Origin of the sequence: Burkholderia sp. IDO3 (assembly GCF_003366075.1) — a bacterium.
Classification (GTDB): domain Bacteria; phylum Pseudomonadota; class Gammaproteobacteria; order Burkholderiales; family Burkholderiaceae; genus Burkholderia; species Burkholderia anthina.
Genome location: NZ_CP028963.1, coordinates 2686469 through 2698805 on the forward strand (window position 1 = coordinate 2686469; position 12337 = coordinate 2698805).

The window sequence follows — 12337 nt, forward strand, 5'->3', positions numbered from 1 at the left end:
GTAAGCTGCGGCTCCCCTGGCTTCGCGCCAGTATAGGAGCCGCGAGCGCGCGGTCAAGCGGGGGCGAACCCGAGGTGATCCGCCCCTAGTCACGCGGTTGCACCGGCATGCGGCCGGCGCATGGGCGTCAGATCGCGAACGAGGATTCGCGTGCGCCCGTCGTTTCTTTCAAAGCTTTCACCCACTTGCGCGCGGGCAGCTTCAGCGTGTCCTCGATCAGCTTCGCGCGGGCTTCCAGTTGCGCATACGACACGTCGAGCGCCGGGCCCGAGAACGCGATCGCGATCCGGTTGCCGTCGTGCACTTCCGGCAGCGCGATCACGCGGTGGTCGAACGCCGCGTTCAGGTGCTTCATGTTGCGCACGAAGCTCGGATGGTCGCCGAACAGGTTGATCGTCGCGATGCCCGCATCCGCGAGGCAGCCGCGCACCGCGCGGTAGAACGCGACGCTGTCGAGCACCGGGCCGCGCGCGGTCGCGTCGTACAGGTCGATCTGCAGCGCGCCCGTCGTGCCGCGGTTGGCCGCGTCGTTGACGAAGTCCCATGCGTCGGCTTCGTGCACGACGAGGCGTGCATCGTCGGGCGGCAGCGCGAACATCGTGCGCGCCGCGACGATCACGGCCGGGTTCAGTTCGACCGCCTCGACCTTCGCGTGCGGCAGAAAGCGGTGCGAGAACTTGGTCAGCGCACCGGTGCCGAGCCCGAGCTGGACGATCCGCTCGGGCGTTTCGAGGAACAGCAGCCACGCCATCATCTGCTGCGCGTACTCGAGTTCGATATGCAGCGGCTTGGAAATCCGCATCGCGCCCTGCACCCATTCGGTGCCGAAGTGCAGGAAGCGCACGCCGCGCTCTTCCGAGAACGTGACGGGCGCGAACCGCGGCTTGCGCGGCGCGTCGAGGACGGGCACGTCGTCGTGTTCGTCGATCTCCGGGCGGCGCTTCAAGCGCGGCGGCTGGAGTTTGTCGGAACCGTTGTACGCGGACGGCTTGCGTTGCTTGAACGCGCGCGCCTCGGCGGACGCGCGCTTGATCAGTCGGGTCATGTTGAATCTCGCTGGGTGATGCTGGATGAGCGGACGAGAGGATAGCATTGGTGGGGGATGGCGGCCGTGCGGCGCAGCACCTGCCCGCCGCGTCGACGCAATATTCGTTGCGGCGTCGTGCCGGAGGTCCGCTGCCCGATTGCGCCAACGCACGGCATCGCCGTGCCGCTGCTTGCTTCGCGCGCAACGATGCTTCCCCTGCCCCGCCGGCTCTGAAATACGCGGTAATCGAGACGCGCCGACAGCCGTGACGAATGCACCGAATGCCGCTCGTTTCTTCATTCGGGACAGGCTATGCTCCGGCGTCGGCCGCTCATCGCGGCGCGACATTTCTTACGTATAACTAACAAAAACGAGAGCACCCACATGACACAGAAAGAATCCGCGGCCCGTGCCCGCTACGCCGTCGCGTTGACCGGAACCCTGTTGCTGGCCGCGTGCGGCGGCGGTGACGGCGGCGACGGCACCGGATCGGGGACGCCCGCCAGCAATCTCAGCGCCGCACAACAGAATTATGAAAGCTTCGCGCTGGCCGCCAACGGCGGACTGCACTACCTGCATGGACAGCTTTCCATTTCCACGTCGGGCAGCGGAGCGGTCAGCGTCGGTCCGGACAGCAATTTCTATTCGGAAGATCAAAGCCTCGCGCAAAGCCCGGCCAACGGCCCGCAGATGGTGACGCAAGGCCTGTCGTCGCTTTCCGCGTCGCTGTCGGTACCGACGCTCGCGAGCCAGCGCTATGTCGTCAACGGTGCGGTCGTGACGAGCACGCAGGAACAGGTCAGCTACAGCGGCGCGAACGTACAGATCACGGACCTCGCAGCCGACGGTCATACGGCAACGATGACGCTTCTCGGCACGAACTATACAGTCGTGCCGTTGACCGGCACGATCGCCAGCTCGCCGTCCGAGCTGTTTACCGGCAGTGCACTCGGCATCGTGACCAACACGATCAACGGCACGTCGCTGTACAACAAGCAGGCGAGCTGGCAATCGGGCGCCGCTTACATGAAGATCACGCGCCAGACGGTGGGCGATACGGTGTTCACCGGCGACTGCGCCGCACCGCAGACGAACGGCTCGAACGTGACGCCGTGCAGCACGACGGCCGCGACACTGGAAGCGTTCTTTCCGTACACGAGCGCGTCGGACAACAGAACGTACAACCTGAGCGACGGACAGATCGTCACGCTCGCGGGTGTCCGCGCATGGGTGGCCAACACGGCACTCGGTACGCCGACGACCGAATATCGCGTTTTCTATCAGAACAACGGACAGATCGACGTCGGCGCCGTGATCCGCGACGGCACGACGATGGCGATCGCCCCAGCCGGCAGCACGACGCCGCAGGACTTCTACATCCTGATGAACAGCGCGGCCGTCCAGTCCGTGAAAGCCGCGATCACGTTCTGAGTGATCGGCGCGTTCGGATGCAACGATGAAAACGGCGGCGGACGACGTGCCGCCGTTCGCACACGCGATGCGGCGTTTTGCGAATCGGGAATCGGCGCACAATACAGTTCAGTTCCTCCGATTTCGCTCCGGAATCGGCGGTTCTTTCGCCACCAGGACGCGCGGCGTCCCCGCGAGCGTGCTTTCAATCGCCGGCGCGCAGCCGGTACGACGTTTCGGAGATGCCATGACGTCCCCCGACAAGAAGATCTGGTTCCCTGCGAAACGCTACGGCTGGGGATGGGGGTTGCCGGTCGCGTGGCAAGGGTGGGTGGTGCTGCTGCTGTTCGTGATCGGGATCATCGCGAGCGCGTGGCTGGTGCCACCGCACCGGTCGCCGGTCGCGTACGGCGCGTGCATCGTGGCGCTGGTCGCGCTATTGACCGTCGTGTGCTGGATCAAGGGTGAAAAGCCCCGGTGGCGATGGGGCAAGGACAAGTAGGTGAGCGTCGGCGGCAATCGGCGCTGCCGCCGCTCGATTCGGTGTCAATCGGGTATCGCCCGCCACTGCACGAGCTTCTGCTCGAACGACAACATCGCATTCGCCGGGCTCGACGACGGCAGCACGAGCGTGTCGTACCCGGCCTGCCCGATCACGTCGGCAAATCGCCCCGCCGTCTTCCCGTTGAAGCACACCTTCCTCAGCAGCGGCGCATGCTCGCGCAACGACGCGAAGTCGTTCGGCTTCGCATTGCGGATCGCGGAATCGAGACTGCCTTCGCGATGGCAGGCATCGAGCACATCCCAGATGCCGATGCCGTGCGACAGCACGCGCTCGAGCCGCGCGTCATACGCAAGCTCGTGCAGCCCCGGCGCGTCGAGCACCGCGCCCAACAGCCGCCAGAACTGGTTGCGCGGATGCGCGTAATACTGCGCGGCATCGAGCGACGCCTCGCCCGGGAAGCTGCCGAGAATCATCGTGTGCGTATTCGGCCCGACGACCGGCGCAAAGCCTTGCAGCATCACACGCCTCCGCGCGGCCCGGCGGATCGCGGGCCGTCGCCGTGCGCATCGAGATGACGCCACAGCGCGGGCAGCATGCATTCGGTGACCATCAACGGCTTGCCGTGCCGCTGAAACACCGAGCGCCGCGCGGCGAACGCATGCGGTGCACGCTCGCCGCCCAGTGCATGGCTCGCAAGCGTGTAGAGCGGATGCCCGGCGATCACGCGCCGGCTGACGAGCACCGAGCGCTCGACCTGCGGATCGCTGTACAGCAGCTCCGCGAGCGGCCGCGTGCGCAGCCGCCGCATCGCCTGCCATACGCCCTTGCTGGCCGCGAGCGGCGCGATGCTGTGCGCGGCGACGTACGGCGTGCCGTCGACCGACAGGATCACCTCGCGCACCCACATCGGCGCGCGCGGCGCACTGTCGAGCGCCGCCGGCTCGTCGAACCAAGGACAATCGACGGCCTCGCGCGTCACGCGCACCTTCACGCTGCCGAGCCGCGCGAGATGCGCGGTCAGCGAGCCGCCGCGCGTCAGCCAGTCGCGCTGGTCGAGCGCGCAGCCGGGCCGGGGCGTGTCGCGCCAGCCCGCCTGTGCGCCGTCGAATCGCATCCGCACGGTCACGCGGTGCGCGACAGCAGCAGCGCGTTGGTCCGTTTCACGAAGCTCGCCGGATCGTCGAGCATCCCGCCTTCGGCCAGCAACGCCTGATCGAACAGCAGATGGCACCAGTCGCCGAAATTCGCGCTGTCGGCGTTCAGCTGCTTCACGAGCGCGTGCTCGGGGTTGATCTCGAGGATCGGCTGCATCGCCGGCGCGTTCTGACCGGCCGCCTTCAGCATCCGCTGCAGGTAGCCGCTCATGTCGTTATCGTCCGCGACGAGACACGACGGCGAATCGGTCAGCCGGAACGTGACGCGCACTTCCTTCACCTTGTCGCCGAGCGCTTCCTTCATCTTCTCGACGACCGGCTTGATCGCCTCGCCCGCCTGCTCCTGCGCCTTCTTCTCGTCGTCGTTCAGCTCGCCGAGGTCGAGATCGCCGCGCGCGACGCTCGCGAGCGGCTTGCCGTCGAATTCATGCAGGAACGACAGCATCCATTCGTCGACGCGATCGGTCAGCAGCAGCACCTCGACGCCCTTCTTGCGGAACACTTCGAGATGCGGGCTGTTCTTCGCAGCCTGCCACGTATCGGCGGTCACGTAGTAGATCTTGCTCTGCTCGGGCTTCATGCGCGACACGTAGTCGGCAAGCGACACGTCCTGCGCGTCGGTGTCGCCGTGCGTCGACGCGAAGCGCAGCAGCTTCGCGATGCGCTCGCGGTTCGCGTGATCCTCGCCGAGGCCCTCCTTCAGCACCTGGCCGAAGGCGCTCCAGAACGTCCTGTACTTCTCCTTGCCGGCATCCTCTTCCGCGTTCGCGAGCTCTTCGAGCATCGACAGCGCACGCTTGGTCACGCCTTCGCGGATCGCCTTCACGTCGCGGCTTTCCTGCAGGATCTCACGCGACACGTTCAGCGGCAGGTCGGCCGAATCGACGACGCCCTTCACGAAACGCAGATATTGCGGCAGCAACTGCTCCGCGTCGTCCATGATGAACACGCGCTTCACGTACAGCTTCAGGCCGCCGCGATAGTCGCGGTTCCACAGGTCGAACGGCGCGTGTGCCGGCACGAACAGCAACTGCGTGTATTCGCTGCGGCCCTCGACGCGGTTGTGCGTCCACGTGAGCGGATCCTGGTGGTCGTGCGCGATGTGCTGGTAGAACTGCGTGTACTGCTCGTCGGTGACGTCGCTCTTTGAACGCGTCCACAGCGCGCTCGCCTGGTTGACGGTTTCGTCCTCGTCCTTCAGGACCATCTCGCCCTTTTCCTGATCCCACTCTTCCTTCTGCATCAGGATCGGCAGCGCGATGTGATCGGAATACTTCTGGATGATCGACTTCAGGCGGTGCGACGACAGCAGTTCGTCCTCGCCTTCGCGCAGGTGCAGCGTGATCGTCGTGCCGCGCTGCACGCGCTCGATCGCGTCGATCGTGAAATCGCCCTCGCCCGCGCTTTCCCAGCGCACCGCTTCGCTTGCCGGCAGGCCCGCACGGCGGGTCTCGACGGTGATCCGGTCGGCGACGATGAAACCCGAGTAGAAGCCGACGCCGAACTGGCCGATCAGCGCCGCGTCCTTCTGCTGGTCGCCGGACAGCTTCGTGAAGAATTCCTTGGTGCCCGAACGCGCGATCGTGCCGAGGTTCGCGATCGCCTCGTCGCGGCTCATGCCGATGCCGTTGTCCTCGATCGTGATCGTGCGCGCGGCCTTGTCGAAGCCGATGCGGATACGCAGGTTCGGATCGTTCTCGTACAGCGCGTTGTTCGCGAGCGCTTCGAAACGCAGCTTGTCGGCCGCGTCGGACGCGTTCGACACCAGTTCGCGCAGGAAGATTTCCTTGTTGCTGTAGAGCGAATGAATCATCAGGTGGAGGAGTTGCTTGACCTCTGCCTGAAAGCTCATCGTTTCGTGTGCCATGGATGCTGTTTCCTCTTACTTGAACTTGAATGGTGTGGCGCGGGCGCCCGGCGCGCGATGCCGGCGGGCCCGTCAAGGACAACCGCCTGGCGCAAGCGGTTTGCGCGGGTATCTGGGGCCGCTCGCCGCGATTTCAAGGGGCGGCGCGCCGCCGCGTCACGATGCGCGCCGCGCCGCCGATTCGATATAGCGCGCGAGAAACCCCGGCAGCGCCGGATCGCCGCAGTTCGCGACGTTAAAGCGCGTCCACGTCGACGGCGACTGCTGCGGCGAGAACAGGCTTCCCGGCGTCAGCAGGAATCCTGCCTCGTGCGCGGCGGCCGCGAGCGCGTCCGAATCGACGCCCGTATCGGCCCACAGGAACATCCCGGCCGCGGGCATCGTGAAGAGCTTCAGCCCGGTGCGCTCGAGCATCCGCGCGGTCTTGTCGCGCACGCCGTCGAGCCGCGCGCGCAGGCGCTCGACGTGGCGCCGGTAATGCCCTTCGGTCAGGATCTTGTAAAGCACGCGCTCGTTGAGCTCCGGCGTCGTCATTCCGACCAGCATTTTCTGGTCGGTGATCGCCTTCGCGATCTCCGGCGCGCATGCGACGTAGCCGACCCGCAGGTTCGCCGCGAGCGTCTTCGAGTAACTGCCGAGGTAGATCACGCGCTTCAACTGGTCGAGGCTCGCGAGCCGCGTGGCCGGATAGCTCGGCGGACACAGGTCGCCGTACACGTCGTCCTCGACGACGAGGAAGTCGTACGCCTCCGCGAGCTTCAGGATCCGGAACGCCTGCGCGGCCGACAGCGACGTGCCGGTCGGGTTCTGCAGCACCGAGTTGATCACGAGCATCTTCGGGCGCCACATCTGCACGAGCGTCTCGAGCGCGTCGAGATCGGGGCCGTCCGGCGTGTACGGCATCCCGACGAGCTGCGCGCCCTGCGACGCGAAACGGCCGAACATCTGGAACCACGCGGGGTCGCCGACGATCACCGCGTCGCCGGGCTGCACGTAGATCCGCGAGATCAGGTCGATCGCCTGCGTGATGCCCGACACCAGCACGAGCTGCTCGGGCTTCGCGCCGATCTCGACTTCCGCGAGCCGTGTCTGCAGTTGCTGGCGCAGCGGCAGGAAACCCTGCGGCGTGCCGAAGCCGAGCATCTGCGCGCCCGCCTGGCGCCCGAGCGCGCGCAGCGAGCCGGTGATCAGCTCGCCGTCGAGCCAGCGGCCCGGCAGGTAGCCCAGACCCGGCCCCTTTTCCGGACTGGCGGTATGCAGCATGTTGCGCAGCAGCCAGACGACGTCGATCGTGTTGTGTACCGGCGTGGCCTCCGCCACGCGCGCCACGCTGTCGACCGGCTGCGGGCCGACGGCCGTGCGCTCGCGCACGTAGAAACCGGAGCCCCGCCGCGAATCGAGATACCCCTGCGCGACGAGCCGTTCGTACGCCTCGACGACGGTGAAACGCGACACGCTCTTGTCGAGCGCGAGCTTGCGGATCGACGGCATGCGCATGCCGGGCCGGAACACGCGCTCGTCGATGCGGCGCCGCGCCCACTGGACGAGCTGGTCGACGAGCGTGAGCGTGGCCGTGTCGTGCGGCGCGGGAATCTGGGCGAGGGAAACGGTGGACATGGGCGGTGGCTCCAACTGTACCGAAGGCTATCGCAGCGATTGTACCGTTACTGTGCCGGTGCGGACGATTACAGTTGACCGGAATGGCGATCATGCGGCCGTCGCTGCGACCCTGCCGCACTGGCGCCGCGCCGGCGGGCCTGCAGCGCGGCCCGTGCGCCGGCCGGTTCCGCAACCGCCCGGCGCCTCGCCCGACTACCATGACACTTTCGCTTCCCGACCGACGTTCATGCCAGCCCGCTCCCTGACCCTCGACCATCTCGTGATCGCCGCGCGCACGCTCGACGAAGGCGTGCGCCACGTCGCCGACGCGCTCGGCATCGAACCGGCCGGCGGCGGCCGCCATCCGCTGATGCGCACCTATAACGCGCTGTTCGGCGCATGGGGCGGCCTGTACCTCGAAGTGATCGCGATCGATCCGGACGCGCCCGCCACGGGCGACGACGGCGCGCCGCCGCGCGCGCGGCTGTTCGGCCTCGACGATCCGGCGATGCGCGAACGGCTCGCGCAGGGGCCGTTCCTCGCGCACTGGGTCGCGCGCGTCGACCGCCCGCGCCAGCTCGCATTGTGGCAAAGCCAGTATCCGGCCCGGATCGCACCGATCGTCGCGATGCGGCGCGGCGACCTCGGCTGGGGCCTCACGGTGCCCGACGACGGCGCGTTTCCCGCATGGCAAGGCGCCGGCGACGGTCTGCTGCCGTCGCTGATCCAGTGGGACAGCCCGCGCCACCCGGCCGAATCGCTGCCGAGCGACGGCGTCGCGCTGAAGGCGCTCAAGGGCGCCCACCCGCGCGCGGATGCACTTCGCGAACAACTCGACTGGCTCGGTGCCGCCCACCTGCTCGATCTCGAGACCGCCGACGGCCCGCCCGCGCTCACCGCGGAATTCGACACGCCGCAGGGCGCGCGCACGCTGCGCTGACGCTGCACGCTCGGCCGCCCTCCCGTCACACCCGATGCACCTCACGAATACGGAGACACCCACGACATGAATTCGCGCGAAACCCGGGGCATGCTGCTCGGCCTCATCGGCGTGATGATCTTCAGCCTGACGCTGCCGATGACGCGTATCGTCGTCTCCGAACTCAATCCGCTGCTCAACGGGCTCGGCCGCGCGCTCGCCGCGTCGGTGCCGGCCGCTCTGCTGCTGTGGTGGCGCCGCGAACGGCTGCCCACCCGCGCGCAACTGAAAAGCCTCGCGGTCGTGTCGGCCGGCGTGATCATCGCGTATCCGGTGTTCTCCGCGTGGGCGATGAAAACCGTGCCGGCGTCGCACGGCGCCGTCGTCAACGGCCTGCAGCCGCTGTTCGTCGCGCTGTACGCGGCATGGCTGTCGCACGAACGGCCGTCGAAGGCGTTCTGGGCCAGCGCGCTGGCCGGCAGCGCGCTCGTGATCGCGTTCGCGTTGCGCGACGGTGGCGGCACCGTGCAGGCGGGCGACGCGCTGATGCTCGTCGCGGTCGGCATCGGCGCGCTCGGCTATGCCGAAGGCGCGCGCCTCGCACGCCAGATCGGCGGCTGGCAGGTGATCTGCTGGGCGCTCGTCGTGTCCGCGCCGTTCCTCGTGCTGCCGGTCGGCTGGCTCGCATGGATGCAGCACGCCGCGCACCCCGGCCCGCTCGCGCTGCGCACGTGGCTCGCGTTCGGCTATGTAACCCTCTTTTCGCAATTCATCGGCTTTTTCGCGTGGTATGCGGGGCTTGCGATGGGCGGCATCGCGCGCGTCGGCCAGGTGCAATTGCCGCAGATCTTCTTCACGATCGCCTTTTCCGCGGTGCTGTTCGGCGAGACGGTGACGTCGTCGACGTGGCTGTTCGCGGCCGCCGTGATCGCGACCGTCATGCTCGGGCGGCGCTCGTCGGTCGCCACGGCCCCGCGCCCCGCTCGCGCCGGTTGATGAGGTGCGCCATAATGTTCGTTTTGCCTGAACGGTTTTGCCTATCCAGCCGCGACGGCCCGATCGCGCTCCCGCATGCCCACCCGGCCGCGTCGACGCAATCCGCCTGACCGACCTTTCTTGACTGACCACGATATCCGAACGAGGAGACTATGAATCCGAGCGACCTGCATCCGCCGCACTGGCAGCTTTCCGAACGCGCACGCAAGCTGACGAGCTCGGCGATCCGCGAGATCCTGAAGATCACGGAACGCCCCGAGGTCATCTCGTTCGCCGGCGGCCTGCCCGCTCCCGCGACGTTCCCGGCCGAACGCATGCGCGCCGCGGCCGACCGCGTGCTGCGCGATTCGCCCGCCGCGGCACTCCAGTACAGCGCGACCGAAGGCTACCTGCCGCTGCGCGAATGGATCGCCGAACGCTACAGCGTGCGCGTGTCGCAAGTGCTGATCACGACCGGCTCGCAGCAGGCGCTCGACCTGCTCGGCAAGGCGCTGATCGATCCGGACAGCCCGATCCTCGTCGAAACGCCGACCTACCTCGGCGCGCTGCAGTCGTTCTCGCTGTACGAGCCGCGCTACGTGCAGGTGCCGACCGACGAGCAGGGCCTGTTGCCCGAAGGCCTCACGCCCGAACTGACGCAAGGCGCGCGCCTGCTGTACGCGCAGCCGAACTTTCAGAACCCGACCGGCCGCCGCCTGCCCGTCGAGCGCCGCCGCGCGCTCGCCGCGTTCGCGCAGTCGAGCCCGTTCCCGGTGCTGGAAGACGATCCGTACGGCGCGCTGAACTACCAGGGCGAGCCGCTGCCGACGATGCTGTCGATGGCGCCGGATCACGTCGTGCACCTCGGCACGTTCTCGAAGGTGCTCGCACCGGGCCTGCGGATCGGCTACATCATTGCCCCCGAAGAACTCCACTTCAAGCTCGTGCAGGCCAAGCAGGCCACCGACCTGCACACGCCGACGCTCACGCAGCGCATCGCGCACGAAGTCATCAAGGACGGCTTCCTCGACGAACACATCCCGACGATCCGCCAGCTGTACGGCGCGCAATGCGAGGCAATGCTCGCGTCGCTCGCGCGTCACATGCCGGAAGGCGTTACGTGGAACCGCCCGGACGGCGGGATGTTCATCTGGGTGAACCTGCCCGCGCAGATCGACAGCATGAAGCTGCTCGAAGCGGCGGTCGAGAACCACGTCGCGTTCGTGCCCGGCGCGCCGTTCTTCGCGAACGATCCGCAGCAGAACACGCTGCGCCTGTCGTTCGTGACGGTGCCGCCCGAAAAGATCGAGGAAGGCGTCGCGCGCCTCGGCAAGCTGCTGCGCGAGCGTCTCTGATCCCCTTTTTCCTGTCACGCACGACTCTCTACGAGGAATCGCACCCATGGCTAACGTCTACGACAAACTGAAGTCGCTCGGCATCGAGCTCCCGACCGCCGGCGCACCGGCCGCCGCCTACGTGATGAGCGCACAAAGCGGCAACACGGTCTACCTGTCGGGCCACATCGCGAAGAAGGACGGCAAGGTCTGGGCCGGCAAGCTCGGCGCCGATCTGCAGACGGAAGACGGCAAGGCGGCCGCGCGCTCGATCGCGATCGACCTGCTCGCGACGCTGCACGCGCACACCGGCGACCTGAACAAGGTCACGCGCATCGTGAAGCTGATGAGCCTCGTGAACTCGACGCTCGAGTTCACCGAACAGCACATCGTCACGAACGGCGCGTCGGAGCTGATCGCGGAAGTGTTCGGCGATGCGGGCAAGCATGCGCGCTCGGCGTTCGGCGTCGCGCAGATTCCGCTCGGCGCATGCGTCGAGATCGAACTGATCGCCGAAGTTGCGTAAAGCAGGTCACGCAGGTCAAGCAAGTCACGCAACCGTCACGATGACCGGCCGCCGCGTCCGCTTCAAGCAGGTCGACGTCTTCACGTCGGTGCCGTTCAAGGGCAATGCGCTTGCCGTGGTGTTCGACGCCGATTCGCTCGGCGACGACGACATGCTGGCGATCGCCCGCTGGACGAACCTGTCGGAAACGACGTTCGTATGCACGCCGACGGATCCGGAAGCCGACTACCGCGTCCGGATCTTCACGCCGGGCGGCGAGCTGCCGTTCGCCGGTCATCCGACACTCGGCACCGCGCACGCGTTCCTGGAAAGCGGCGCGCGGCCGCGCACGCCGGGCCGGCTGATCCAGCAATGCGGGGTCGGCCGGGTCGAACTGCGCGAACGGGCCGATGGCTGGGCATTTGCCGCACCGCCGGCACGGTTCACGCCGCTCGACCGCGCCGACTACCCGGCACTGGCAGCCGCATTGCGCAGCGATGCGATCGATCCGGATGCCGAACCGTGCGCGGTCGACAACGGCGCGCCGTGGCTCGTCGTGCGGTTGACGTCGGCCGACGCCTGCGTCGGCCTCGCCCCCGATCAGGCCGCATTAGAGGCAATCACCCACCGCTATGGCACGGACGGCCTTGCGGTCTACGCGCCGCACCCGGACGGCGGCCCCGCCACGTTCGAAATCCGCTGCCTGATGACGGGCGGCAGCTTCGGCGTCGGCGAGGATCCCGTCACCGGCAGCGCCAATGCGGCGCTGGCCGGCCTGCTGAGCCGCCAGCAACGCCGCCCCGGCCCTTCGTATACAGTGCGCCAGGGCACGGCAATCGGCCGCGACGGCCGCATCTTCGTCCACTATGGCGACGACGACACGATCTGGATCGGCGGCCACGTCGTGACGGTCGTGGACGGCACGTTCCAGGCGCCCGCCTGACGTTTCGCGATGCGCGACGGTGCCGGCCGGGCCGGCACCCTACGATTCACCCGTCTATCGCAAAAGCGTTCCAGCCAGTAATATCGGGCCTAATCCGTC

Annotated in this window: 12 protein-coding genes; 7 read left to right on the plus strand and 5 right to left on the minus strand. The window is 67.5% G+C overall.

Translation table 11 applies throughout. The features are described from left to right. Positions 1 to 127: 127 nt before the first annotated feature. On the minus strand, positions 128 to 1045 hold the full coding sequence (locus tag DCN14_RS27210) for a spermidine synthase (RefSeq protein WP_096502083.1): 918 nt from the start codon (positions 1043 to 1045) through the stop codon (positions 128 to 130). A gap of 366 nt (positions 1046 to 1411) precedes the next feature. Between DCN14_RS27210 and DCN14_RS27215 the strand changes: the two genes are divergently transcribed. Both DCN14_RS27215 and DCN14_RS27220 read left to right on the plus strand, forming a co-directional pair. Then, positions 1412 to 2458 (plus strand): hypothetical protein, encoded by a 1047-nt coding sequence (locus tag DCN14_RS27215; RefSeq protein ID WP_096502085.1) that lies wholly within the window; start codon positions 1412 to 1414, stop codon positions 2456 to 2458. 226 nt (positions 2459 to 2684) lie between these two features. Continuing rightward, complete coding sequence (locus tag DCN14_RS27220; protein WP_096502490.1) at positions 2685 to 2939, plus strand: hypothetical protein; 255 nt, start codon at positions 2685 to 2687, stop codon at positions 2937 to 2939. Between the two features lie 44 nt (positions 2940 to 2983). Here DCN14_RS27220 and DCN14_RS27225 read toward each other — a convergent pair whose 3' ends face one another. From DCN14_RS27225 to DCN14_RS27240, 4 genes are all read right to left on the minus strand, one after another. Further along, positions 2984 to 3460, minus strand: a complete 477-nt coding sequence (locus tag DCN14_RS27225; protein ID WP_096502087.1) for a DNA-deoxyinosine glycosylase — start codon at positions 3458 to 3460, stop codon at positions 2984 to 2986. Then, positions 3460 to 4056 carry a chorismate lyase gene (locus DCN14_RS27230; protein ID WP_096502089.1) on the minus strand — a complete coding sequence of 199 codons (597 nt, stop codon included), beginning with the start codon at positions 4054 to 4056 and terminating at the stop codon, positions 3460 to 3462. The genes DCN14_RS27225 and DCN14_RS27230 overlap by 1 nt, the downstream gene beginning before the upstream one ends. Positions 4057 to 4064: 8 nt before the next feature. Next, positions 4065 to 5963: a molecular chaperone HtpG gene (htpG, locus tag DCN14_RS27235; protein ID WP_096502091.1), complete on the minus strand. Its 1899-nt coding sequence runs from the start codon at positions 5961 to 5963 to the stop codon at positions 4065 to 4067. 156 nt (positions 5964 to 6119) lie between these two features. After that, entirely contained in the window at positions 6120 to 7580 is a 1461-nt protein-coding gene (locus DCN14_RS27240) for a PLP-dependent aminotransferase family protein (protein WP_096502093.1), read from the minus strand. Positions 7581 to 7809: 229 nt separating this feature from the next. Here DCN14_RS27240 and DCN14_RS27245 point away from each other — a divergent pair, with 229 nt between their 5' ends. The 5 genes from DCN14_RS27245 to DCN14_RS27265 all read left to right on the plus strand — a co-directional run bounded on the left by DCN14_RS27245 (position 7810) and on the right by DCN14_RS27265 (position 12238). After that, complete coding sequence (locus tag DCN14_RS27245) at positions 7810 to 8502, plus strand: VOC family protein (protein WP_096502095.1); 693 nt, start codon at positions 7810 to 7812, stop codon at positions 8500 to 8502. A 66-nt stretch (positions 8503 to 8568) separates the two neighbouring features. Further along, positions 8569 to 9477 carry a DMT family transporter gene (locus tag DCN14_RS27250; protein WP_096502097.1) on the plus strand — a complete coding sequence of 303 codons (909 nt, stop codon included), beginning with the start codon at positions 8569 to 8571 and terminating at the stop codon, positions 9475 to 9477. 152 nt (positions 9478 to 9629) lie between these two features. After that, positions 9630 to 10811: a PLP-dependent aminotransferase family protein gene (locus tag DCN14_RS27255; RefSeq protein WP_096502099.1), complete on the plus strand. Its 1182-nt coding sequence runs from the start codon at positions 9630 to 9632 to the stop codon at positions 10809 to 10811. Positions 10812 to 10857: 46 nt separating this feature from the next. Next, positions 10858 to 11316: a RidA family protein gene (locus DCN14_RS27260; protein WP_096502101.1), complete on the plus strand. Its 459-nt coding sequence runs from the start codon at positions 10858 to 10860 to the stop codon at positions 11314 to 11316. A gap of 40 nt (positions 11317 to 11356) precedes the next feature. Then, positions 11357 to 12238: a PhzF family phenazine biosynthesis protein gene (locus DCN14_RS27265; RefSeq protein ID WP_096502103.1), complete on the plus strand. Its 882-nt coding sequence runs from the start codon at positions 11357 to 11359 to the stop codon at positions 12236 to 12238. The last annotated feature ends 99 nt before the right edge of the window (positions 12239 to 12337 follow it).